Annotated in this window: 25 protein-coding genes; 10 read left to right on the top strand and 15 right to left on the bottom strand. The window is 66.5% G+C overall.

Annotated features, from left to right (window positions below):
- Positions 1-69 precede the first annotated feature (69 nt).
- Together P7L68_RS11040 and P7L68_RS11045 are read left to right on the top strand one after the other, a co-directional pair.
- Positions 70-1,116, top strand: a complete 1,047-nt coding sequence (locus tag P7L68_RS11040) for an aldo/keto reductase (protein ID WP_372005203.1) — start codon at positions 70-72, stop codon at positions 1,114-1,116.
- Positions 1,117-1,172: 56 nt separating this feature from the next.
- Entirely contained in the window at positions 1,173-2,339 is a 1,167-nt protein-coding gene (locus P7L68_RS11045; RefSeq protein ID WP_372005205.1) for an MFS transporter, read from the top strand.
- Here the strand turns inward: P7L68_RS11045 and P7L68_RS11050 are convergent.
- Positions 2,303-3,289, bottom strand: a complete 987-nt coding sequence (locus tag P7L68_RS11050) for a sulfite oxidase heme-binding subunit YedZ (RefSeq protein WP_372005207.1) — start codon at positions 3,287-3,289, stop codon at positions 2,303-2,305. The genes P7L68_RS11045 and P7L68_RS11050 overlap by 37 nt on opposite strands.
- 244 nt (positions 3,290-3,533) lie before the next feature.
- Here P7L68_RS11050 and P7L68_RS11055 point away from each other — a divergent pair, with 244 nt between their 5' ends.
- On the top strand, positions 3,534-3,920 hold the full coding sequence (locus P7L68_RS11055) for a cupin domain-containing protein (RefSeq protein ID WP_372005209.1): 387 nt from the start codon (positions 3,534-3,536) through the stop codon (positions 3,918-3,920).
- 230 nt (positions 3,921-4,150) lie between these two features.
- Here the strand turns inward: P7L68_RS11055 and P7L68_RS11060 are convergent, their stop codons facing one another.
- The gene (locus P7L68_RS11060) at positions 4,151-5,464 is read right to left on the bottom strand and encodes an aminotransferase class I/II-fold pyridoxal phosphate-dependent enzyme (RefSeq protein ID WP_372005211.1); all 1,314 of its coding nucleotides are present in this window, start codon (positions 5,462-5,464) and stop codon (positions 4,151-4,153) included.
- A 288-nt stretch (positions 5,465-5,752) separates the two neighbouring features.
- On the opposite strand from P7L68_RS11060, the gene P7L68_RS11065 reads away from it, so the two are divergent.
- The 5 genes from P7L68_RS11065 (at position 5,753) to P7L68_RS11085 (ending at position 11,175) form a co-directional block, all read left to right on the top strand.
- A complete protein-coding gene (locus P7L68_RS11065) occupies positions 5,753-6,454 on the top strand; it encodes a glutamine amidotransferase (RefSeq protein WP_372005213.1) in 702 nt (233 codons plus the stop codon).
- 320 nt (positions 6,455-6,774) lie between these two features.
- On the top strand, positions 6,775-8,067 hold the full coding sequence (gene glyA, locus P7L68_RS11070; RefSeq protein ID WP_372005216.1) for a serine hydroxymethyltransferase: 1,293 nt from the start codon (positions 6,775-6,777) through the stop codon (positions 8,065-8,067).
- Positions 8,068-8,548: 481 nt separating this feature from the next.
- On the top strand, positions 8,549-9,538 hold the full coding sequence (locus tag P7L68_RS11075; protein ID WP_372005218.1) for a diiron oxygenase: 990 nt from the start codon (positions 8,549-8,551) through the stop codon (positions 9,536-9,538).
- Between the two features lie 53 nt (positions 9,539-9,591).
- The gene (locus P7L68_RS11080) at positions 9,592-9,795 is read left to right on the top strand and encodes a rubredoxin (RefSeq protein WP_372005221.1); all 204 of its coding nucleotides are present in this window, start codon (positions 9,592-9,594) and stop codon (positions 9,793-9,795) included.
- Between the two features lie 99 nt (positions 9,796-9,894).
- Positions 9,895-11,175: an NAD(P)/FAD-dependent oxidoreductase gene (locus P7L68_RS11085; protein ID WP_372005223.1), complete on the top strand. Its 1,281-nt coding sequence runs from the start codon at positions 9,895-9,897 to the stop codon at positions 11,173-11,175.
- Positions 11,176-11,334: 159 nt separating this feature from the next.
- Here the strand turns inward: P7L68_RS11085 and P7L68_RS11090 are convergent, their stop codons facing one another.
- From P7L68_RS11090 to gstA, 3 genes are read right to left on the bottom strand one after another with little or no spacing between them, the layout of a single operon-like run.
- A complete protein-coding gene (locus P7L68_RS11090; RefSeq protein ID WP_372005225.1) occupies positions 11,335-11,541 on the bottom strand; it encodes a 4-oxalocrotonate tautomerase family protein in 207 nt (68 codons plus the stop codon).
- A 12-nt stretch (positions 11,542-11,553) separates the two neighbouring features.
- Positions 11,554-11,931, bottom strand: a complete 378-nt coding sequence (locus tag P7L68_RS11095; RefSeq protein WP_372005227.1) for a nuclear transport factor 2 family protein — start codon at positions 11,929-11,931, stop codon at positions 11,554-11,556.
- Positions 11,928-12,557 carry a glutathione transferase GstA gene (gene gstA, locus P7L68_RS11100; RefSeq protein ID WP_372005229.1) on the bottom strand — a complete coding sequence of 210 codons (630 nt, stop codon included), beginning with the start codon at positions 12,555-12,557 and terminating at the stop codon, positions 11,928-11,930. Before gstA ends, P7L68_RS11095 begins: the two co-directional genes overlap by 4 nt.
- 123 nt (positions 12,558-12,680) lie before the next feature.
- Between gstA and P7L68_RS11105 the strand changes: the two genes are divergently transcribed.
- A complete protein-coding gene (locus P7L68_RS11105; protein WP_372006819.1) occupies positions 12,681-13,055 on the top strand; it encodes a winged helix-turn-helix transcriptional regulator in 375 nt (124 codons plus the stop codon).
- 6 nt (positions 13,056-13,061) lie between these two features.
- On the opposite strand, the gene P7L68_RS11110 is transcribed toward P7L68_RS11105, so the two are convergent.
- From P7L68_RS11110 to P7L68_RS11130, 5 genes are read right to left on the bottom strand one after another with little or no spacing between them, the layout of a single operon-like run.
- On the bottom strand, positions 13,062-13,925 hold the full coding sequence (locus P7L68_RS11110; RefSeq protein WP_372005231.1) for a DMT family transporter: 864 nt from the start codon (positions 13,923-13,925) through the stop codon (positions 13,062-13,064).
- The gene (gene panE / locus P7L68_RS11115; RefSeq protein WP_372005233.1) at positions 13,925-14,851 is read right to left on the bottom strand and encodes a 2-dehydropantoate 2-reductase; all 927 of its coding nucleotides are present in this window, start codon (positions 14,849-14,851) and stop codon (positions 13,925-13,927) included. Before panE ends, P7L68_RS11110 begins: the two co-directional genes overlap by 1 nt.
- 45 nt (positions 14,852-14,896) lie before the next feature.
- Positions 14,897-15,268, bottom strand: a complete 372-nt coding sequence (locus tag P7L68_RS11120; RefSeq protein ID WP_372005235.1) for a cytochrome c family protein — start codon at positions 15,266-15,268, stop codon at positions 14,897-14,899.
- A complete protein-coding gene (locus P7L68_RS11125; protein ID WP_372005238.1) occupies positions 15,265-17,028 on the bottom strand; it encodes a GMC family oxidoreductase in 1,764 nt (587 codons plus the stop codon). The genes P7L68_RS11120 and P7L68_RS11125 overlap by 4 nt, the downstream gene beginning before the upstream one ends.
- Before the next feature lie 60 nt (positions 17,029-17,088).
- Positions 17,089-17,847 (bottom strand): gluconate 2-dehydrogenase subunit 3 family protein, encoded by a 759-nt coding sequence (locus P7L68_RS11130; RefSeq protein ID WP_372005240.1) that lies wholly within the window; start codon positions 17,845-17,847, stop codon positions 17,089-17,091.
- A 148-nt stretch (positions 17,848-17,995) separates the two neighbouring features.
- Between P7L68_RS11130 and P7L68_RS11135 the strand changes: the two genes are divergently transcribed.
- Positions 17,996-18,577 (top strand): XRE family transcriptional regulator, encoded by a 582-nt coding sequence (locus P7L68_RS11135; RefSeq protein ID WP_345958503.1) that lies wholly within the window; start codon positions 17,996-17,998, stop codon positions 18,575-18,577.
- Between the two features lie 91 nt (positions 18,578-18,668).
- Here the strand turns inward: P7L68_RS11135 and P7L68_RS11140 are convergent, their stop codons facing one another.
- The 5 genes from P7L68_RS11140 to P7L68_RS11160 all read right to left on the bottom strand — a co-directional run bounded on the left by P7L68_RS11140 (position 18,669) and on the right by P7L68_RS11160 (position 23,657).
- Positions 18,669-20,642 (bottom strand): putative PEP-binding protein, encoded by a 1,974-nt coding sequence (locus P7L68_RS11140; RefSeq protein ID WP_372005242.1) that lies wholly within the window; start codon positions 20,640-20,642, stop codon positions 18,669-18,671.
- A 299-nt stretch (positions 20,643-20,941) separates the two neighbouring features.
- Positions 20,942-21,736, bottom strand: coding sequence for an HPP family protein (locus P7L68_RS11145; RefSeq protein WP_372005243.1), 795 nt, complete (start codon positions 21,734-21,736; stop codon positions 20,942-20,944).
- On the bottom strand, positions 21,736-22,599 hold the full coding sequence (locus P7L68_RS11150; RefSeq protein WP_372005244.1) for a LysR family transcriptional regulator: 864 nt from the start codon (positions 22,597-22,599) through the stop codon (positions 21,736-21,738). The genes P7L68_RS11145 and P7L68_RS11150 overlap by 1 nt, the downstream gene beginning before the upstream one ends.
- Positions 22,600-22,692: 93 nt before the next feature.
- Entirely contained in the window at positions 22,693-23,196 is a 504-nt protein-coding gene (locus tag P7L68_RS11155; RefSeq protein WP_372005246.1) for an RES family NAD+ phosphorylase, read from the bottom strand.
- Positions 23,193-23,657: an antitoxin Xre/MbcA/ParS toxin-binding domain-containing protein gene (locus P7L68_RS11160; protein ID WP_372005248.1), complete on the bottom strand. Its 465-nt coding sequence runs from the start codon at positions 23,655-23,657 to the stop codon at positions 23,193-23,195. Before P7L68_RS11160 ends, P7L68_RS11155 begins: the two co-directional genes overlap by 4 nt.
- Positions 23,658-23,729 lie beyond the last annotated feature (72 nt).

Below are 23,729 nucleotides of genomic sequence, written 5' to 3' on the forward strand. Positions count from 1 at the left end.
GTTATCCGATGCACAGCCCCATGCCATATCGGCCCTGTCGACAACGACAGCGATCGAATGGGGAAAGCGATGCGCTACAACACCCTTGGCGGCACGGGCCTGCTCGTGTCGGAACTCTGCCTCGGCACCATGACCTTCGGCGGCCGCGGCGGCTTCTGGACTCAGATCGGCAGGCTCGATCAGGCGGGCGCGGATGCGATCCTCGCCCGGGCGCTGGATCGGGGCGTCAACTTCATCGACACCGCCGATATCTATTCGGGCGGGCTCTCGGAAGAGATCACCGGCCATGCCATGCGTAATTCCGGCCGGCCGCGCACCGACATGGTTCTGGCGACCAAGGTGCTGGGGCAGGTGGGGGAGGGGCCCAATGACCGCGGCGCCTCTCGCGGGCATATCATGGATGCGGTCAAGGCCAGCCTGCGCCGGCTCGGCACCGACTATATCGATCTTTACCAGATCCACGGTGTCGATCCGGTAACGCCGATCGAGGAGACGGTGCGGGCGCTGGATGATCTTGTCCGTCAGGGCCATGTGCGCTATGTCGGCGTGTCCAACTGGTCGGCCTGGCGGATCATGAAGGCGCTGGGCATCGCCGACCGTGGCGGTTTCAGCCGCTTCGCCACGCTCCAGGCCTATTACACCATCGCCGGCCGCGATCTCGAACGCGAGCTGGTGCCGCTGATCGAGGCCGAAAAGCTGGGTCTGATGGTGTGGAGTCCGCTGGCGGGCGGCCTGCTCTCGGGCAAGTACGACCGTGACGGCAACGGCCCCGAAGGGTCGCGCCGGGCGACCTTCGACTTCCCGCCGGTGAACCGCGACCGTGCCTTCGACTGCATCGACGTGATGCGCGAGATCGCGGATGCGAAGGGCGTGTCGGTCGCGCGGATCGCGCTCGCCTGGCTGCTGCATCAGCGGTCGGTGATGTCGGTGATCATCGGTGCCAATACGGTGGAGCAGCTGGACGACAACCTGGCCGCGACCGAGGTCGAGCTGTCGACCGAGGATCTGGCGCGGCTGGATGCGGTGAGTGCGCTTCCGCCCGAATATCCGGGCTGGATGCTGGAACGCCAGGGGGCCGGACGCGCGGCTTCCCGGCGGCGGGGAGACGATCGGTGAGCGAGGCTGCGGCCACCTCTGGACCATCCGCGTCGCGAGGGCCCTTCGGGGCCCTCGTGGCGCTTTTTGCCGTCGCGACCGGTGCGCTGGTCGCCAATCTCTATTATGCGCAGCCGATGGTGGCGGCGATCGGGGCGGATCTGGGGCTCGACCCCGATCTTGCCGGCTCGCTGACCGGCATCACCCAGATCGGATACGGCGTCGGCCTGTTCCTGCTGGTCTCGGCCGCCGATCTGGTCGAAAACCGCCGGCTGGTGCTGGCGACGCTGGTGCTGACCACCTTGGGCCTCGGCGGCATTGCGCTCTCGACCGAGGCGCTGCCGCTGTTTGCCTTCTGCTTCATGGTCGGCCTGTGTGCGACCGGCGCCCAGGTGCTTGTGCCGTTCATCGCGAGACTCGCGCCCGACGAGCGCCGCGGCCAGGTGGTCGGCACGGTGATGGCCGGCCTCTTGACCGGCATCATGCTGGCGCGGCCGGCCGCCCTGTTCATTGCCGGCAGCTTCGGCTGGCGGGCAGTGTTCTGGGCTTCGGCCGTGCTGATGCTGGTGGTGGGGGCCGCCCTCTGGCGGATGATGCCGGCCTGGCAGCCGGGGCGAAGCCGCAGCGGATCCGGGCTGGTCGCCTATCTTCGCATCCTGGGCTCGATGCCCGGCCTGTTGCGCCGCCTGCCCGCGGTGCGCCGGCGGGCCGCCTATCAGGCGCTGATGTTCGCGGCCTTCAACCTGTTCTGGACCACGGCGCCGATCATGCTGGCGGAGCGCTTCGGCCTCAGCATTCACCAGATCGGCCTGTTCGCACTGGCGGGCGCCGGCGGTGCCCTGGTCGCTCCGGTCGCGGGACGGCTGGCCGATCGCGGCTACAGCCGGGTGCAGACCGGGGTGGCGATGGTGCTGGTGGTGGTGTCGTACCTCGCCTCGGGGGCGGCGGTTTCCGCCGGCTCGATCATCGCCATGGCGGTGCTGGCGGTGGTGCTGGATGCGGCCATCCAGGCCAATCAGATCACCGGCCAGCGCATCATCTTCTCCACCGCGCCCGAGATCCGCGGCCGGGTCAACGCCATCTACATGACGATCATGTTCTTCGCAGGCGCCTCGGGTGCCGCACTCGGCACCGTGATCTATCACGCCGGCGGCTGGGCAGGCGTGGTTGCAGCCGGTGCCGGGCTCGGCCTCGCCATGCTTGCGATCTATGCCACCGAATTCCGACGTGGCCGGGCCGGCTGAGCACGGGGCCGGGACCTGAAGGCCAGGTGCAGCCCCACGATCCCGAGCCCCGCCATGGCCACCACCGCGGCGGGGCGCGGGAAGACATCGGGCATCAGATTGGCCGCCACCACCCGGCCGGGATCCAGGCTGGTGCCGAAGGCGAACCAGGCCGCCTCGATCCCGACGGTCAGAAGCCCCGCGGCCAGGGCGAGGCCGACGAGGCCCGGCACCCCCCGCACCCAGGCGGGGCGCCGGGCATCGGCCAGCCGCCAGAGCGCGGCCCAGCCCAGAATGCCCGCCAGAATGGTCGCCTCCCCCGGCTCCAGCCGGGTCTGCATGAAGAAGTGCAGGGCGCCGAGCAGGGCGGCGGCATAGACCGCCTTGTGCAGCCGCTTCCAGGCGCTGCCGCCCAGCCGCTTCGCCATGCCGTCGGTCGAGGTGGCGAGCAGGGCCGCCAGGATCAGCACGGCCACGAAGCCGATGGTGAGATAGGTTCTGAGCCAGATTTCGGACGCGATCCGGACGAGATCGAGCTTCATCCAGACGAGATAGAGCCCGAAATGGGCGAGCGTGTAGAGCCCGGCCGCCACCCCGATCATCCGCCGGAGCTGGCCGATCTTCGGCCGGCCGAGGGAGAGTTTGAGCGGTGTTACCAGCAGTGACAGGGTCAGCAGCCGCACGGCCCACAATCCCGCGAGCAGCAGTGTCTCCTTGACCTGGGGCACGCTGAGCCCGGCTTCGTCGATGCCGCCGGCCGGCCCGCCCGGCCCCAGCAGTCCCCGATCCGGCAGCCCCTGAAGCCCGATCCCGGGGCCTGGCTGCTGCGGCATATCCGGTGCGGCTGCGACCAGAGTCCAGATCATCCACATGCCCGGCAGCAGCAGCAGGCCGAAGACCAGCGCCTTCATCGGCGAGAAACGGCCGCGGGGGTCGTTCCAGGGCAGGGCAGGCTTGCGGGCTGCGGACATCTGTCGGGTCCCTGAGACGGGTGGGGCTTCCCCACAGATGTCGGCAGATCGGCCGGCGGGGCAAGCCGCAAGCCGCTCGCGGCGGGTCACGTTCCTGTGAGAGCCGGCCCGGGAGAGGCGGGACCTCGCGCAAATGATGAATTTTTACGACGCATATCGACTCAGTGGTTCAATCCATGGTGGAATCCCAACCTGCCGGCGAAGCACCGGTGCCCCTGCCACGCCAGGAGAGGAGATGTGTGTCATGGACGTTCATGCCATCGGAAAGATCGCCGGCGATCTGCCCCTGTTGACCATCGGCCCGGATACCCGACCGGAAGACGCCATGGCGGCGATGCGGCCGCTGGCCGCGGCCAATGGCTGCATGGCCTATCTGCTGCGCTATGCCGGCCAGGTGCCGTGGGAACGCCACCCCCATGACGAGCAGGTCCAGGTGCTGGACGGCGCGATCCAGCTGACCCTGCTGCACGAAAGCGGCCCCGAAACCGTGAAGATCGAGGCGGGCGGCTTCGTGGTCATCCCCGCCGGCATCTGGCACCACCCGGCCCCGGCCCCCGAGGCCACCACTTTCGCGGTAACCTCCATGGCCGGCACCGAACATTCCGTCGCCCAGGACCCCCGCGCCGGCTGATTTGCCAGGATCTGTCTCAGGCTGTGCCTATGGAGCTGCACCAGCCATCACCGATGGCTGGTGCAAGCCGCCATTGCGGCGGCGGCCAAGGCCACGGTAGTGGCCGCCCGGCGAGGGGCTAAAAAAACTCCGCCATTGCGGCGGCGGCCAAGGCCACGGTAGTGGCCGCCCGGCGAGGGCCAGACAGACTCCCCCCGCCCGGCGAGGGACCAAAAAACGACTCCCTCCTCCTACGTATACAGCAACCGCCCCGGCCGCATGCTGTCGGCCAGGGCCCGGGCGACGGTTTCCTCTTCGCCCGGATGGAGACTGGCGATGCCGACACGCACCCCGGGGCCGCTGCGCAGGCGGAAGATCTCGCCGGCCTGGATCGACCAGCCGCGGGCGAGCATCCCCTGGACGACCTCGGCCTCGCGCTGGACGGGCACCCAGACATGCAGGCCTGAACGGCCGAGCGCGATGACGCCATGATCGGCCAGCCGGGCGGCCAGCGCCTCGCGCCGGGCGCCATAGGAGCGGGCGGCCCGCTCGATCACCTGATCGGTGCCGGGGGCCGTCCACAGCCTGAGCACCAGACGCTGGATGATATGGCTGACCCAACGAGGACCCAGCGCCTGCTGGTCCTGCATGCGGGCGATGGTCATCGGGTCGCCGGCAACGATCGCAAGCCGCAGATCCGGTCCCAGGAATTTCGACACCGATCGGATCACCGTCCAGGGACGGGCGGCCATGCGGGCGGGGGCGAGCGTCTGGGCCGGAACACCGGAGACCGCGCTGGCGTGGTCGTCTTCGATCACCAGCACCTCCGGATGGCGGTCGAGCAGGGCGCGCAGCCGGGCGGCCCGTTCCGCGCCGAGGCAGGCGCCGGTCGGGTTCTGGGCGCGGGGTGTGGTCACCACCGCGCGCACCCCGGCGGCGAGGGCGGCATCCAGCGCTTCGGGCAGCACGCCGTCTTCGTCCAGCGCCATCGGCACGGGCCTGAGGCCCAGGGAACGGACCAGCAGCAGGGCCGAGACATAGCCCGGATCCTCGATCGCGATCGGGTCGCCGGGCCGGAGATGCGCGCGCAGTGCCCGTTCCAGCCCGTCCATGGCGCCCGAGACGATGGCGATGCGGCCGGCCTGCAGGCCGTCGGCGCGGAAGACCCGCTGGGCATGGGCGACCAGTTCGGGGTCGTCTTCGACCATTTCATACCCGCCCGGGGGCAGATCGAGCCGGGCAAGGAAGGGGGCGAGGTCGGGCAGCAGCGAGGCATCGACATTGCCCGAGGCGAGGTCGCGGACATCGGCCGGGATCTCGCTGCGGTAGATCTCGACCGAAGGCGGCGCGGCCACGCGGGAGCCCTGGCGGCCGTTTCCAGTGACGAGACCGGCTTCACGCAGACGGGCGTAGGCGGCTGTGACGGTGTTGCGATTGACGCCCAGCCGTTCGGCCACATCGCGCACCGAGGGCAGCTGCTCGCCGGGGGAGACCTGGCCGCTGCGGATCGCCCGCTCGACGCTGGCAGCGATCTCTGCCGCCGATCTGCCGGTGACGAAATGCATCGGGTGAGGGACTCCGGTGAGTGGGGCATGGGTCCGGGTCGGACCGAGTGTCTCGGACATTTATGGCGTCATCCGCTTTCGGGGGCAATCGGCGAGCCGGTCTCCACCCCTGGCGACAGGGGCCGGGGAGAGGGGCGGCGGCGGTGGTGTGTTGCGGCAGGTGGAACCGTGCTGCCCGGGCTGTGCATTTCGGGCGAACGTCATGGTTGCAGTGCGGTGAGGAAGCCGCTAGATATATCGGCACATGCCAAATGAGATATTGGCATGTGTCATTAATCGGAGGCAACGATGCTGAAGACCGCCGTCGCCATTCGCCACCTCGCCTTCGAGGATCTGGGCTGCTTCGGGCCGGTCCTGGAGCGCGCCGGCTACAAGGTCCACTACTACGATGCGGGTGTGGACGAGCTCTGGACCCTGGATCCCCTGACCACCGGGCTGATCGTGGTGCTCGGCGGGCCGATCGGTGCCTATGAGGAGGAGAAATATCCCTTCCTCACGGAAGAGCTGCAGCTGATCGAGCGGCGCCTGGCCGCCGGCAAGCCGATCTTCGGCATCTGCCTGGGCGCGCAGCTGATGGCGCGGGTGCTGGGGGCAAAAGTCTATCCGGGCCCTGCCAAGGAAATCGGCTTTTCGGAGCTGACGCTGACCGAAGCCGGCCGCCGGTCCTGCCTGAACGTGTTCGACGGCGGGCCGGTGCTGCACTGGCATGGCGACCGCTTCGACCTGCCCGAGGGGGCGGAGGCGCTGGCCTCCACGGAAATCTGCCCGGTGCAGGCCTTCTCTTACGGCGCCAACGCCTTCGGCGCCCAGTTCCACCCCGAGGCGGGCGGCGAGGGCTTCGAGCGCTGGCTGATCGGCCACACCATCGAGCTTGGCGGCGCCGGCGTCGACGTGCCGCGGCTGCGGGCCGACAACGAGCATTGGGGCCCGATCCTGAAGCCGCGTGCCGAGGCCTGCCTGGAGACCTGGCTGCGCAACCTCGACGCGTGAGAGGTGGGAGGTTTTTTTAGTCCCTCGCCGGGCGGCCACTACCGTGGCCTTGGCCGCCGCCTCAATGGCGGCTTGCTCCCGCACGGGGCCGTGCGGGAGCGGGAGTTTGTTAGTCCCTCGCCGGGCGGGGGCTGCCGCCCCCTGGCCGCCGCCGCAATGGCGGAGGTTTTTTAGCCCCTCGCCGGGCGGCCACTACCGTAGCCTTGGCCGCCGCCTCAATGGCGGCTTGTACCAGCCACGCCGGATGGCTGGTGCGGGTCGCGTCCTGCTTTCGTCGTTGCTCCTTCCCCCCCCCCCCGCTGCCTTCGGAAATCGCCACCATGCTGAAGACTGCGCCTGTTTCCGTTCCCGATCGTGATGCGCCGCTTGCCGCGATCGATCCCGATCTCGCCCGTGCCATCCGCGCCGAGGAACGCCGTCAGCAGACCCAGATCGAGCTGATCGCCTCGGAAAACCTGGTCAGCCGCGCGGTTCGCGAGGCTCAGGGGTCGGTGCTGACCAACAAATATGCCGAGGGCTATCCCGGCCGGCGCTATTACGGCGGCTGCGATCCGGTCGACCGGGCCGAAACGCTGGCGATCGACCGGGTCCGCCGGCTGTTCGGCGCCGCCTATGCCAATGTCCAGCCGCATTCCGGCGCCAATGCCAATCTGGCGGTGCTGTTCGCGCTGCTGGAGCCGGGTGACACGGTGATGGGGCTGGATCTCGCCTGCGGCGGCCATCTGACCCATGGTTCGCCGGTCAGCCTGTCGGGACGCTGGTTCAAGGCGGTCACCTATAAGGTGCGGGCCGATGACGAGACGATCGACTGGGACCAGATGGCCGCGGAAGCCCGGCGGACCCGGCCGCGGCTGATCTTCGTGGGCGGCTCCGCCTATCCGCGGCAGATCGATTTTGCCCGCGCCCGCGCGATCGCCGACGAGGTCGGCGCCTGGCTGATGGCCGATATCGCCCATTATGCCGGGCTGATCGCCTGCGGCCTCTATCCCGACCCGGTACCCCATGCCCATGTGGTGACGTCGACCACGCATAAGACCCTGCGCGGCCCCCGCGGCGGCATCATTCTGACCAACGATCCGGATATCGCGCGGCGCATCGACAAGGCGGTGTTCCCCGGCGTTCAGGGCGGGCCGCTGATGCATGTCATCGCCGCCAAGGCGGTCGCCTTCCACGAGGCCCTGCAGCCGGATTATCGTGCCTATATCCATGATGTCGTCGCCAATGCCGCGGCGCTGGCCCGCACGCTGGATGCGGGTGGCCTGCGTCTGGTGACCGGCGGCACCGATTGTCATCTGGTGCTGGTCGACCTCAGGCCCTTCGCGCTGACCGGCAAGGCCGCGGTCGAGGCGATGGAAGAGGTGGGGTTGACCGCCAACAAGAACGCCGTGCCCTTCGATACCGCCACGCCGATGGTCACCTCGGGCATCCGGCTCGGCAGCCCGGCCTGCACCACCCGTGGTTTCGGCATCGCCGAATTCGAAACCGTGGGCCGGCTGATCCTGCAGGTGCTGGGCGCCCTGCGTGACAATGGCGGGCTGGATCCCGCGACCGCAGCCGCCGTCCGGCAGGAGGTCGATGCCCTCTGCGCCCGTTTCCCGCTGCCGGCTGCCTGATTTTCAGGGGACTCCCACGTCGCGGGTGATCGAGCCTCACCTGCGACGCCACTGGAGCCGTCCGGCGACAGCCGGGCGGCTTTTTTTCATGACAGATATGTGAAATCGCAACCATAGCGTGTTGCACAAAGCCAGATCATCTGACCTATGCAGCTGAGTTGAAAAGAAAACGATCCCAATCAGACATGAAAATTTCTCAGGATTCTTTGACCAATGGTTGTGTTTGCGCTGGACAGGGATAGGGCGGATCGCTAGTTTATGGCACAGGCCGTTACAAATAATGACATAGGCCAAAAATGAGACACGGGCCACCCAGGACCCGTGCCAGCACCAAGGAGAGCGGCCCGCCGCGCGACCCCGCCGGACGAGATGCCGTCGTTCGAAGATCGACCGAGAGAGATGGATGCCGCCACCCGATCGAGCCACGGGCAGGCGGACCAGTGACCCTGTCCCTTCGCACATGTTTTCGGAGAGCCCTGTCATGACGACGATGAGCGCCCCCGCCATCGCCCCCGGTGGTACTGACGCTGCGCATCAGCACGAGCAGTCGGAAGTCAAAGCCCTGCTGCAGCGGATCGGCGACGGCTGGATCAAGCGCGCCAAGGTGCGTCGCGATGCGATCGATCTGACCTTCGATCCCGCCCGGCCGGATTTCCTGGAAGAGCTGCTGCCCTTCCACGCCCACCCGCTCTACCAGCGGCTGGCGCCCGAGCTGAAGTCGAAGATCCTGTCTGCCGGCTGGATCATCTACAACGAGAAGACCGTCGCCATCGAAAGCGCGATCGTCTCGCCCTCGTGCTACGACGCACTCGATGGCCGCATCCCCGGCCTCACCGACGAGACCAGCCGCCAGATCGTCTGTGAAACCCTGGTCGACGAGGCCTATCACCTGCTGCTGGTGGCCAACGCCAACCGGCTGACCCGCGCCCATCGCGGGCTTGACGATCTGAAGATCCCGGGCTTCAACCTGGTCACGATGATGAACCGCGAAAAGGCGCTGCAGTCGGAAGACTGGCAGAAGATCCTGGTTCATCTTGCGACCTCGGTCGTGTCCGAGATCTTCGTCAGCGACTATCTGCATCAGCTGTCGGATTGCACCGAGATCCAGCCGATGAACATGGCGACCGTGGCCGCCCATCGCCATGACGAGCTGGCACATTCGAAGATCTTCACCCTGATGACCAAGACCTTCTACCCGGCGCTGAGCCCCCGGGAACAGGCCTTCTTCGCCAGCGTGCTGCCCAAGCCGATCGAATGGTTCGCCGATCTCGAACTCGACATCTGGTCGTCGGTGCTGGAGCAGCTGCGCGTGCCGGGTGCCGCAACCATCGTCGCCGACTGCCGGCCGCTGAATGCAGCTGCGCGCGAGCGGCTGGACTATACCGGCATCGTCGGCCTGTCGCACGAGGTGGGCATTCTCTCGACCGATGCCGGCCGCAACAGCTTCACGGCCATGGGCATCGCGATCTGACGCCGGGCCCTGCTCACCACATCCGACACCAACCGGGAATTGTTTCCGTGCCCATGACCGCCAAGATCGAGGCTGACGCCGGCGCCGCCGCCGGCAAGGCCTGGAAGTGCCTGCTCTGTACCTATGTCTACGACGAGGCGACGGGGTCGCCGGCCCATGGCATTCCGCCCGGCACCCGCCTCGAAGATCTGGATGACGACTGGTCCTGCCCCGATTGCGGGGCGGGTCGCGAGGATTTCGAGCTGCTCGACGCCTGAGGCGCGCCGGTTCGTGATCCCGCTGCCGCCGGCCGGGTGCGGCGTACCCCCGCACGCAGCCCCCGGCCGGCCTTTCCGTTTCCCCCCGGGAGCAGGACGATGACCTGGACATTCGACATCGCCATCGCAGGCGCCGGCCATGCCGGGGCCCAGCTCGCCATCAGCCTTCGCCAGGGCGGTTTCGACGGCACGATCGGACTGATCGGCGCCGAGCACGAAGCCCCCTATGACCGGCCGTCGCTGACCAAGGACTATCTGACCGGTGCGGCCCTTGCCGCCGATATCCGGCTGCGGCCCGACGGCTTCTGGGCGGAGCGCAACATCACCCGGCTGCCCGGCACCCGGATCACCGATCTGGACCCTGCCGCCCATCGCCTGTTCACCGCAGATGGCCGCCGGATCGGCTATGGCCGGCTCGCCTGGGCGACCGGCGGTGCCGCCCGCCGGCTGACCTGCCCGGGATCGGACCTGTCCGGCATCCACACCATCCGCAGCCTCGCCGATGCCGACCGGCTGCGGGCGGATCTGTCCGGCCGCCCGCGGGTGGTGGTGGTCGGCGCCGGCTATGTCGGGCTCGAAGCCGCTGCGGCGCTGGTCGGTCAGGGTCATCGGGTGACGGTGATCGAAGCCGCCGACCGTGTGCTGGCCCGGGTGTCGGGGCGGAGCGTCGCCGCTGCCGTCGAGGCACGCCACCGTGATGCCGGGGTCGAGATCCGCACCGGTGTGGGGGTCGAGGCGCTGACCGGCGATGCCGCCGGCCGGGTCGCCGGCGTGATCCTGTCCGACGGCGACTGCCTGCCCGCGGATCTGGTGATCGTCGGCATCGGCCTGGTGCCCGAGGTCTCGGCGCTCGCCGCCGCCGGCGCCACCACCGGGGCCGAGGCGGCGGGCGGCGTTGCGGTCGACGGCCTCTGCCGGACCGGCCTGCCCGATGTCTGGGCGCTTGGTGACTGCGCGGCCCATGTCAACCGCTTCGCCGGTGGTCGCCGGGTGCGGCTGGAATGCGTGCAGAACGCGGTCGATCAGGCGCGGGTCGTGGCCGGCGCCATGCTCGGCGGCGACCAGCCCTACGATGCCGTGCCGCGCTTCTGGTCGTCGCAATACGACCTCAAGCTTCAGACCATCGGCATCGTCCAGGGCCATGATACCGAAATCCTCCGCGGCCGGCCCGACGGCGGCAGTTTCTCGGCCGTCTATCTCCGCGATGGTCGGGTGGTGGCCATCGACTGCGTCAATGCTCCGCTCGATTTCGCCCAGGGCCGCGGCCTGATCCAGGCCCAGGCCGATGCCCTGGCTCCCATTCTCGATCCGGCTGCGCTCGCCGACCCGGCGCGGCCGCTCAAGACGCTTCAGGCCGGTACGGTGGCGGTCCCGGCCTGAAGCATCGGACGGCGCCCCCATTGGCTGCCCCCGTGGGGGCGCCGTTCGAGAGTCGTTTTTTAGCCCCTCGCCGGGCGGGCGCTGCCGCGCCCTTGGCCGCCGCCTCAATGGCGGCTGGGGGCGCTTATCGGCATGTCTCGATCACTTTTCGAGGGCCGATCACGTTTCGAGAGTCTTGCGGTACTCCGCGACGGGGAGGCCGCCCACGCCCCAATTTTCCAGGTCGACTTCGTCGATGACGACGAAGGTTGCCGCGGGGTCCTTGTCCAGCACGTCCGCGAGGAGTTTGGTCACGCCTTTGATGAGTTCGGCCTTCTGCGCAGCCGTCGCGCCCTCGCGCGTGATCTTTATATTCACATACGGCATATTCCTGGCTCCTTATGACGGGCGTTGGATGATCTGAAAGACTTTGGCGATGATCCGCCACTGGCCGTCGGTGCGCACCAGGGTCAGGAAATCGACGAAATCGCGCGGACCTATCGAACAGCGCGCGCGGACCATGGCGGTATTTTCTCCGGCGAGGTCGATGGCGTCGATATGGTCGCGCCGGATTTCGTTGCGCGAGGCCGGCGATTGCCGGGCAGCCACCACCGGTACGTACTCGTCCATGGTGCGGTAGAGCAGCGGCGTCTCGTCGGCGGTCGCATAGATCGCCTTCGGGTGAAAGACGCGCTGAAGCCTGTCGACGTCGCAGAAATAAAGCGCGTCGAAATAGTCCTGGATGACGTCGGTGATGTCGTTCTGGGTTCGGGTCATTCTGCGGCCTCGTCGGCAATCAGCCCTTCCTGGCGCATGGCCGTGCGAACGGACGGACGCGCGGCGATGCGCGCCACATAGGCTGCCACGGCCTTCCAGCGGTTGAGATCGAGCCCGATGAAGCCCGACCAGTTCAGGACGACGAACAGATAGGCATCGGCCACGGTGAAGCGATCGCCGAGTATGAAGCTCCTGCCGTCGCCGAGGCCGCGTTCCACGTCGGCGATGCGTCGCGCCAGGCGGTCTTCGACCTGTTCTCTTTCCGCCCCGGTCAGCGGCTGGCCCCTGAAATAGGGGCTGAAGGCCTTGTGCAGCTCAGACGAGGTGAAGTTCAGCCATTCCTGGAGGCGCGCACGCTCCACACCGCCAGAGGCAGGTACCAGGCCCGCTTCGGGATGGCTATCGGCGAGAAACTGAAGGATTGCCGGATTCTCGGTGAGAACGACGCCGCCTTCCAGCTCAAGAGCCGGCACATAGCCCTTGGGATTGATGGCCCGATAGGCCTCCCCGGTTTCGGTCAGGCCGGTTTCGGTATCGACGCGGATGGTCTCATAGGCCAGGCCGATCTCGGTAAGCACGATCCGCGACGACAGTGAACACGCGCCGGGTTTGTAGTAGAGCCGCATGGAAACCTCCCTGGTTGCAGGCTCGGTTACAGGACCGACCCGACCCTATTGGGGCAGGTTACCCTTGCCAAGCAGGTTTCCATTGGTTATCAGATATCCGGGTTTCCCGGCAGTAACCTGGTCGTGCAGATGAGCCTGAAACTCCGCAAGAACCGAAGTGCGCCCCCGCCACCGACCTGCGCCCTGACCGAGTGCATGGCGGTCATTGCCGGGGCCTGGGCACCGAATGTGATCTGGCACCTGCGTGCAGGCCCGCGGCGCTTCAATGAATTGCGCCTCGATATTCCGCCGGTTTCGGCCAAGGTGCTGTCGCAGCGGCTTCGGGAACTGGAAGGCCGTGGCGTGATCACACGCACCATTCAGCCAACGACGCCGCCTTCGGTAGAATACAGCCTGACGCCGCTCGGCACCGAACTGCTGCCGGCCCTGGATGCCATCGTCGAGGTCGGCCACAAGCTGAAGGCCAGGAACCAGATGGATGGCCATCCGCAGGGATGAGGCCGGTCAGGCGAAACGCCGTGCGGCGGCGACGCAGCCGATCACCAGGATCATGACGACCAGAAGAGACCAGCCGACCGGCTCTCCAAGGATGGCGGCGGCCAGGGCCAGCCCGAGAAAGGGCTGAAGGAACTGCAGCTGGCCGATGCTGGCGATGCCGCCCTGGGCCAGGCCGCGATACCAGAAGATGAAGCCGATCAGCATGCTGAACAGGCCGACATAGAGCAGCGCAAGCACCGCCGGCGGGGTGACCTCCGCCAGATTTTCCGGCCAGGCGAACAGCGCGAGAGGCAACATCACGGGCAGCGTCATGAGCAGGGCCCAGCTGATGACCTGCCAGCCACCCAGGCGGCGCGAGAGACGGCCGCCTTCGGCATAGCCCAGTCCGCAGAGAATGATGGCCGCGAGCATCATGAGATCGCCCGGCAGGGTGCCGGCGACGCGCCCGGTCGAGACGGCGAAGGCCATGACCAGAAGGCTGGCTGCGAACGAAAACAGCCAGAACGGAAGACGTGGCCTTTCTCCCGCCCGCACGACTGCAAAAAGGGCCGTCATCACCGGTAGCAGGGCGATGTAGAGAAGCCCGCGTGCGGCGGTGATGTGCTCCAGCGCCAGGGCCGTCAGCAGCGGAAAGCCGATGACGACGCCCGCTGCGACCAGGATCAGGCCGGCCATCTCTTCCCGGCGCGGCCGCTTCTGCTTCAACAATGAGAGCGCGAGGGCGCCGGCCGCGGCGGCGATCGTGGCGCGCGCATAGGTGAGGAAAAGCGGATCGAACCCCAGAAGGGCCAGGCGCGTGGCGGGGAGCGAGCCGCTGAAGATCACCACGCCGACCAGACCGTTGAGCCAGGCGGTTGGACGCGCCGGCATCATCCGGCCGCCGTGCCGGAACGCTGCGCTTCGTAGGCCTGCATGTTTGCCAGGCTGAGCCGGAGCAGCGGAGCAGGCACGCCCGCCTTCCGTGCGCGGGCGAGCATGTCGCCGATGACATGCTCGTGTTCGGTCCTGCCGTTGCGCGCCATGTCGCGGAACATCGACGCCGTGCCTGCCGAACCGCGCTCGGTCAGGGAAGAGGTCATCTGCGCCATGGCATCCGGACGCGGGGGATAGCCGCCGGCGGTCGCCGTCGCCAGACATTCGTCCAGCATCTCGCGCATGATCGCCTCGCCGTCGTCGGCAGCCATGATGGCGCCGATCGGCGCACGCATGAGCGTCGTCATTCCCGCATATGTGGCGAGAAACGTGAACTTCTCCCACATGTCCTGCACGATGGCGGGGCTGAGGGCGAGGTCGAAACCGCCCGGCTGGATGGCCTCGAACAGCCGTTCCACCGCATCCGCCTGGTCCGCGCTCCGGGCCCCGAAGACAAGGCGCTGCAGCGTGTTGAGGTGCAGGATCTGGCCGGCCGGGTTCACCGTTACCCCGATGTGACACAGCCCGCCCAGCACATGTTTGCGGCCGAAACGGGCGTCGAGCATGTCAAGCTGGCGGACGCCGTTCAGAAGCGGCAGGATCACGGTGGACGGGCCGATGGCAGGCGCCACCGCCTCCATCGCCTCCGTCAGGTCGTATGCCTTGCAGGCCAGCAACACCGCATCGACCGGGGCCGTTGCCGCCGTCAATGTCGTGACGGGAGTATGGAGATCCCCCAGAGGGCTTCTGACGACCAGCCCGTCCCGGGCCAGCACCTCTGCACGGGAGGGTCTGACCAGGAACCGGATGTCGGCCCCGGACGACGCCAGTCGGCCGCCGAAATAGCCGCCGATTCCGCCGGCCCCCAAGATCAAGATACGCATGCCTGTCTTCTCCTGTCCTATCCCGGAAGCGGTCGCGTCGCGTTGTTATCTTGAAATACTCTTCAGATAATCAATGATATCCGACCTGTCCTGCTCGGATCGAATGCCGGAAAATGCCATCCGGGTGCCCCGTAGAAAACCTTGAGGGTGCTGGATAAACTGGCTGATATTGTCTTCACTCCAGACGATCCCGCTTTGGCTCATCGCCCGGCTGTATCGGAAATCGTCCAGGCTTCCTGCGGGTCGTCCGATTATTCCCCGAAGACTCGGGCCCGTGCGGCTGCTGGTCTGGCCTGTCTGATGACAGGCCGCGCAAGCGGCGAAGAGCGTTTCCCCCCTCGCCGGGTCAGCCCTGGCGGGGGTAGCCGAGGCAAGGATTGCCGCCAGACCCAGGATCGTTTTTCCGACAGTATTCATCCCAGGCGCCTCGGGCCGGACAGATACGACAGAAGATCTTCCGCCAGTCTCAGACCCAGGGCGCCCACAGGTCCGGTGGGGTTGTACCCTGAATTCTGGGGGAACACGCTTGCCCCCGAGATGAACAGGTTCTCCACATCCCAGCTCTGAAGGTGCGGGGACACGACGGAAGAACCGGGATCGGAGCCCATGATCGTCCCACCGGTATTATGCGTCGACTGATACTGTCTGGTGTCGTACGGGCTCTTGCGGACACTCGCCTTGCCGACGATCTTTGCACCGGCCGCGGCGGCAATCTCTTCCATCTTGCCGTTCACGTACCGACACATGAGAGCATCGTTGTCGTCGAAGTCGAAGGTGATGCGCAGAAGCGGCCGCCCCCACTGGTCTTTGTAATCGGGGTCCAGGTCCATGTAGTTCCGGGCATTGGCATAATTCGACCCGTGAACCGAAAGGCCCATGGACCGCAGATACCAGTCGGCATTTGCCTTTTTCCAGGCCGATCCCCAGCGGGGCGTGCCGGGCGGCAGGCGTCTCGTATCGATCGGGCGGCCATTCGTCTGGGTTGCGGAGATGTATCCGCCGCCATGGAAGCCCAGGCCGGTGTGATCGAAATTGTCGTTGTTGAAGTCGTCGATGACGAAACCCAGCGCCCCGGCCCCCATGAAGGGGTTTATGTATCTGTCCGGGAAGAACATGTTCAGGCCGGATGTCACCTGATAACAATAATTCTTCCCGACCGTACCGGTGCGGGTGACCGGATCATAGGGCGTGCCGATCTTCGACAGAAGAAGCAGGCGGACATTGCTCAGCGTGTAGCTGCACAGAACGAAGAGTGAGCCGGGTTGGATGAATTCCTGTCCTGTCGCCACGTCGACATAGCTCACGCTCTCCAGACGGGTCCCGTCGGCGGTCGTGTTGAGACGGATGACCTCCGCACCGGCGCGCAGTTCGAAATTCGGGCGGGACCGGACGAGCGGAAAGAGCAGAGAGGCCGGCGTTGCCTTCGCGTTCGCTTCGCAGGTGAAGCGTTCGCAATGGCCGCAATACTGGCATTGCCCCAGCTGCATCCCGTCCGGGTTCCGGTATGGCTGGCTGGCATTGGCAGCCGGCAGCGGAAACGCCTCATAGCCCAGCTGCCCGGTCGCGTCCTTGAAGATCTGCGAGGCCTCCGACATCTCCAGCGGGGGAAGCGGATATTCCGTGGCGCGCCAGGGTTCGAAGGGATTGCCGCCTGCCTGCCTGACGCCCCTCAGATTGCCCGCCTTGCCGGCAATGCCGAAAAGCGCTTCGAATTCCTCGTAATAGGGCTGGAGATCGCGGTAGGTGAGCCCCCAATCCTGGATCGTCATCCCGTCCGGAATGGATTTTGCCCCATAACGCTCCGTCAGATGCTGTCTCAGAACATAATCGGATTCGGAAAAGCGCCAGGTCTGGCCGTTCCAGTGTTGAGCCGCCCCGCCCACGCCGAAGCCGGGCAGGAAGGACAGCAACTGCCGCATCGGCAGCGCCTCCTCGTCCGGGCTGTGGCGCAGGGTGTAGGTCTCGACGTTTTCGCGGCGGGTCATGCCGCGATAGGTCGCCCACCGCAGCTCGTCCCGCTGATGCGGCAGCTCGCCCACCGCCGACCCCGACCAGTCCGGGCCGCGCTCCAGAACGAGCACCTCTCGTCCGGCGGGTACCAGTTTGCGGGCCACCAGACCTGCGGTCAGGCCGCCGCCGATAACAACGATCTCTTTTTCAGGGAGTCGCGTCGCCATTGCTGCCTCGCTGAAGCCATTTCGGAGGAGTGCTCGGGCGCCTGAACGGCGCTCCCGGTCTCAGGAGAAATCCTGAATCGACATGGGCGAGTCAGACGCCGGATGCCTGCGGCCGCGCCAGGTCACGATGTCGGTCGCATAGGTGGCCGGCAGACCGGGATAGCCGATCATCCGCCACGCCTGTTTGCCGCGGTTGCCGCCATAGATCGGATCGGCAAAGGCGCCGCGAACGAACAGCGGGTAGAACAGCTCGTTGAACCAGGTATTCAGTGCGAAAGCGGCGGGCTGCGGCGGCGCTTGCGATATGACGTGCAGCAGCTCTTCCAGTTGATCTGTCGTCAGACGATCCGGCGGTGCCGCGTAACGTTGCGCCGAGACCTCCGCGACCTGGCGCAGCCCGGCCTTGAAGTACTGCTCCGGCGTACAGGCAAGCTGATAACCGTGCTCCGGCTTTCCCTGTCTGAACGGGCCGCTCAGATACAGGCGATCGCCCTGCCCGTAAGCTCCCGCCAACTGGCGGTCAATGAAGGTGGCGATCCCGAGCGCGACGCCGTCGGGCGACAGATCGTCGGCCGGCCACATATGGCCGACCAGCGCCTCCACGATCGCGGCGTCGTCCAGGCTGAGGCTCTGATAGCCGTCGACCGCATCCGGCTGTGCCGCATCGGCCGCCTGCTGCGCCTCTGCATTTTCGCCGGTATCCCCGGCCTGCCGGGCGCGGGCCAGGCCAACCGGCGCTGCAAGCACACCAACGCCGAGCGCGCCGGCACTGGTGAGCAGCGACCTTCGGCTGAGGCCTTGCGGTTCATCTGGCGACATCACCCACCTCCGATAACTCGACGGTTGAATCGTTATAGAATAGTAGACATATGTCTACCGACTCGTCCAGCCGGGCAGATCGGGAAAATTTTGGTAGTGTTGCGGCAAGGTCCTGGATGCAACCTGCGAGCGGCGCAGCGGAGAGGCAATGGCACAGCAGTCGGCTGAAGATATTGGCAAGAACCTCAGAGCGATCCGCCAGTTGCGCGGGCTGTCGATGTCGGCGCTCGCCGCGGCATCCTCGGTCAGCAAGGCGATGATTTCGAAGATCGAGCGCGGTGACGGCGGTGTTTCGGCCACGACGCTCGGCAAGCTTGCCGAAGCCCTGGAGGTGGGAATTTCAGACCTGCTGAGCAAAGACGACATAAACAGCATCATATATCTGCCCGCCGATGCGCAGCCTGTCCTTCACGACAGCGCACGTGGCTTCGTCCGCCGCGCTCTTTCGCCCATTTTTCCAGGGCGTGGGGTCGACGTCGTCCATAATGAACTCGGACCCGGCGGGCGCACGGGCCCTTTTTCCCCGCACAAGAAGGGCATTCACGAATACATCTTCGTTCTGGCGGGCCAATTGAGCGTCCACTTGAACGATCGGAAAATCATCATGAAAACAGGCGATAGTCTTTTTTTCGATGCCGATTGCACCCATGAAATGGTCAACGACACGACGGAAGCGGTCTTGTGGCTTCTCGTGATCGATGGCACGAAATACGTCAAGTCGATCACCTGACCGGCCAAAGATGCCGCGCCGGCACCGGAGGCGGGACCAGGTCCCGATCAGCTGAAATCGCCTGATCGGGACCTGAGCCGCTGCGCTGCGTTCAGGCGGCGCGACTGACTTCCGGCCGCTGATACCGGGTCGCGGTGGAGGCGAGCAGCGCTGCGATGATGGTCTCGGGGCTGGTCGACAGATAGGTCAGGCCGGCCGGGGCAAGGAATCGCGCCAGCCACTGGACGGAATGCCAGTCGGTGGTCAGCTCGCCCGCAAGACCCCAGGTGAACTGTTGATCCAGTTCCAGGGCAAGGCGGGTGGACCGCTGCAGCGCTTCATGCATTGCGCGACCGACCACGGATACCTGGACATGGGTGAACGGGCTGGAGGCAAAAAAGCCCTGTTCGACATAGCCGGGGATCAGATGGCGCGGCGCGTCACTGCGGTTCATGTTGAGGCAGGCGGTCGTGAAATCGTTGGACCCGATCAGGCCGCCGACCATGCCCAGCTCGTGGCCGCGCTGCCGGAGGATGCTTTCCAGGCAGATGAAGGCGCCGCCGGTCTCCAGCATGGTGGCCGCCCCTTCAATCGGGGCCGCCTTCACGCTGCCGAAGATGGAAGACGCGACCTCTTCGAGCGTCACGATGAAGCGCGAGGCCTCGTCGGGAAGCGTGAGCGTGGCAAGCAGGAACCGGACCTTCACCGCGGCGCCGTCTGCATTTGCACGCGCGAGCGCGCCCAGCACGGTCCGCAGCCACAGGCGCGCCAGATCCGGGCGGATCGAGAAGAGGCGGATGCCGCGGCAGCCGTGATAGACCTCCCGCTCGCCGCTCAACCGGCGGAAGGCGCTTTGCGTCTTTGCAGGATCAAGACCGTGCCTCGCTGCAAAATCCGCAATGTCGAAGTTGTCGGGCAGAAACTTGCTGAACGGCATGCACAGGGTTCTGACGACGCAGATCGCGCCCGGCCGGGCGGAGAAGATCGAGTAGTAGCGATCTCCGTGCCGGCGCTCGTACTGGCGGACGATGCGGTCGTAATGCTCTTTCGTCGTGCAGTCGTCTCCGAGGAACAGAATGCGCAGGATGTCGATGTCCGACGGCTCGATCCACATCCTTTCGTCACGAAGCAGACCAACCCCCAGCGCGGCGTCGTTGCAGTCGATCGACAGGCCGGACTCATCGAAGGTCAGCGTCGAGGCGAGCAGCCGTGCCCGGACCACACAGGCGGTGTTGTGAACGTTCACATAGACCCGCAACGGCGACTGGGCACGACAGAAGCCGATCAGGGACTGGAAGCCCGAGAATTCATCCGACCCGACAATCTCCTGAATGTCCGCGCGATGGGCGGCAAAGAAGCTCGTATCCGAGATGCGTTCCCAGGCAAAGGCCGGCCCGAATTCCGTCTCGGCCGCCAGATAGGCGTCGGTCAGCAGGGTGTAGAGAGTGTCGATCCGGGACGGCGCGACCAGACGTGCGCCTGCGAAGACCAGGCCCCGTGATCCGGACATCGCCACCATGTCGCCTTCATATATCCGGGCTTCGCGGCCATCGATATCGACCGTCGAGATCCAGCGCTTTCTGGTCCTGACGACGCGGGATTCGCCGCTCTTCGTCCGGAAGTGAAGGTCAACGGGCTCGTCGCTTTCGTGATAGTCGATATTCGCGGCGATGATCGTCGATTTTCCCTCTGATACGGATTGCACCGGAGAGAATGTGGTCTTGCCCGGATGGTTGGTAAAAAAACCCGCGGCCCCCTTGATCGCCGCGAAATCGTCAATGTCCCCTTCGGCGACCGAGTAGATATAGTCGGGAGCGTCGGAGCTGTCGCCGGGGCCCTCGGACATCTGCTGTACCGTGCTCCGGTGGAGCACCAGGTATCCCGAATGATCGCCATCATGGATGGCCTCACCCGAGGCAAAGGGCGTGTACTCGTCGTCGGAAAAGCGCGGGAAGATGACGCCTTCAAGATCAGATGCGCGGATGCCGGACAAGATGTCTTCCGGTCTCCGGGTTCGGGTACTTATTCCGGTCAGCAAGTCCGTGAAGTCAAATTTGCTCAGCATCGCCATGACGACCTCGATCAACCTGTTGATAGATTCTGTATAGAGCAAGATTGCATGCCTGAGGTTCGCGCCATGTATCCATTCACGGTTCTTAAACCCCCGCACAAAGCCCTTTTAGGTAGACAAACACACGCGTTATGATTGTACAGAATAGTAGACGATAGTCCACGGAGAGATTTGACGGGAGGGCAGCCGCACGGGCGGTACCGACCGTGGCGACCGGTCGATGACCGCTTCGAATCGGCTGCGATTCCAAAGCTTTGTCGCCTGTCCGGCGAGTGCCGCAGGGGGCGGCACCGTGCCGGGCGGCCGCTATCGTATCAGGACGGGCGGTGGCGATGATGGTGGCGGCGGGTGCGGCTTTCACGGGCCAGGCGGCTGGCGGCGCGGGCCTCGATGCGGCGGATCAGGGTTTCCAGATCCTCGCGGCTGATGTCGACCGCGGTGCCCATGTCATCGACCGCGCCGGCAATGTCTTCCGGGGTAAAGCGGCGGGCGCCCACCGGCTGGCTGGCCGGCTGCGTGGCGCGAAGCGGCCAGTGCTGGCGCGACAGGCGGTGGAACAGGAAGCCGGTCGCGACCAGGATCAGCGCGTTCAGGCCCAGCGGTACGAAGGCATAGGCGAAGCCGGTTTCGGTGATGGTGGGGCCCCCCAGCACGGCCGACAGGGCGACCGCGCCGCCCGGCGGGTGCAGGCAGCGCAGCACCGACATCATGCCGATCGCGGCGGCGACCGCGAGCCCGGCGGCGAGTGTCGCATCCGGCACCAGCCGGGCGGTGGCGATGCCGACCAGGGCCGAGATCACCGTGCCGCCGACGATCGGCCAGGGCTGGGCCATCGGGCTCGACGGCAGCACGAAGAGCAGCACGGCCGAGGCGCCGGTGGGGGCGACCAGCACCGGCAGATGCCAGCCCGGCCCCAGGATCCAGTGGGCCACCAGGCTGGTTGCCGCCACGGCAGTGAGCGCGCCCACCGCGCCGATCGCCCGGGCACGGATCGTGGCGCCGGGGAGAATGGGATTGAAGATCCGGGCTGCAAGACGGCGGCGGAGCTTCAGCTTGCGTTTCAGGCTGCGATTGCGGCGGGACGACGCGCGGGGGGAGAGCGTCGTCATCACGCAACCTCTGCCAGCAGGGCGGCCAGGGTCTCGAAGCCGGCGCTGCGATAGTCCCGGCGCGCCACCAGCACGGTCTCGACCGGGCCAAGGCTGCGGACCCGCAGATCTTCGGGCGGGGCCAGGAGAGTGAAGACCGAGCGTGGCATCACGCCTGAAGCCGTGCCGGCCGCCACACAGGCCATGACCGCGTGATAGGAATTCAGCTGGTGCACCCGCACCATCCGGCCTTCGGCGGCGGCTGGCCGGACCAGCAGGTTTTCGGCGATCCGGCGGTAGGTGCAGCCCGGCTCCAGCACCGCAAGGGCGGCCGGCGGCTGGTTTTCGCCGGCCCCGGCCGGTGCGACGAGCAGGAGGTCTTCGGTCACCACCGTGCGTTCGGTCAGCTCCGGATGGGGCAGGGGATCGTCGGCCAGAAGCCGTATCGGCGGTCGGGCAACCAGCGCGCAATCCAGCCGATGCCCCACCACGTCGCCGACCAGCCTGTCGGTCGGCCCGGTCACCAGATCGATCACGGCGTCGGGTCGGATGGCGCGGAACCGTGCCAGCGGCCCGGGCAGCCGGCTCGCGGCCGTGCTCTCCATGGCGCCGAGCCTCAGCCGTTCGGCCCCCGGCATCAGCGCCGCACGGGCTTCGGCCACCAGCGATTGCAGGCGGTGGGCGTAATCGAGCAGCACGCGGCCTTCATAGGTCAGCGTCATGCGCCGGCCATCGCGGCTGAACAGCGCCACCCCCAGATCGGCTTCCAGCTGGCGCAGCCGCGTGGTGACGTTGGACTGCACCCGATCCAGCCGCCGGGCGGCGCCGGTGACGCTGCCTTCTTCGACGACGGTGCGGAAGATGTCGAGGGAGACGAGATCCATGGGGGGTGGGATCATCTTGTTTTGAGAACGTACCGGGGCATTACGTCTCAGAACGAGATGGGTCTGTCAAGACGGGCGGGCGCAGGGCTGGTATTACCGGGATGGTGCGAAGCGTGGATCGATGGCCAGCCGTTCCTGGCCGAGAAGCGTGTACCGGCCGGCTGCGGCGCCGGCGGTGAATATCAGGTTCCAACTGTTGCGGGAGACGACGCTCGGAATCAGGATGAACGGATGAATGGCGAGCAGTTCGTTGCCGAAGGCCTGCTGGCCTCTGGTCGGCGGCCCAGGCATAAGCCAGTTCGGATTGGGGAGATCATCCGGCTGTACGACATGGATCGAAGCCGTATCATCGATCCGAAAGGCCGTAAGCACATGCGGGACGGTATCGAGCGTGTCGAAGCCCTTGTGCACGGCGACCTCGGCGATGGCCGTTGCCGGGTCGATGGAGGCATAGACGGCACGCACACCCCGTCCGTTCCAGCGCCCGCCGACCCGGAAGGCACCTTCGCCGCTGTCCCAGGCCGGGGCATGTCGCTGTGTGTCGATTCGCCAGCCATGGATCTCACCCGTGCCCAGCCTGCCCGGCAACGGGGTCACGTATAGACCCCGTAATCCAGGCGGGTGAGCAGTGTTTCGACCAGCGTCAGCCCGTCATGCGTGCTGAGCAGGTCGATCGGCCGGCGCCGATCCAGGGCAAGAGCCGGCATCTCCAGCCAACGCTCAGCGGCTTCCTGGCTGCCGAAAACCTCCGTCGCTCGTGCCAGGATCCTGGCGAACTGCCAGGCTCGCCCGCTCTGGTCGGGGTCGAGCGGCCTTGAATCGGTCTTGCGCCGCTGGAAGGTGCGGATGCTGACCCCGAGTGCTGCCTCCAGCTGCTCTGGCCGCTTAAGGATAATCAGGGCATCGACGAGATGACCAAGGGCTTCGGCGGGGAGACCACGTCTGACAAGATCGTGGGCTTCCAGCTCCGTGGCCGGCAGATGCTTCAGCACCTTTCGGCCCCCCAGCATCTGCCCTGCCTGCTCCAGCTCTGCTGGGCGTACCATCGTTTCCGACATGGCCTGACTCCGACATGTGTCGTGCAAGACATGACATCTGCCGGCAGTGCATTCAAGTGATCACGGCAAACG

The organism is Tistrella mobilis (assembly GCF_041468085.1).
GTDB classification, from domain to species: domain Bacteria; phylum Pseudomonadota; class Alphaproteobacteria; order Tistrellales; family Tistrellaceae; genus Tistrella; species Tistrella mobilis_A.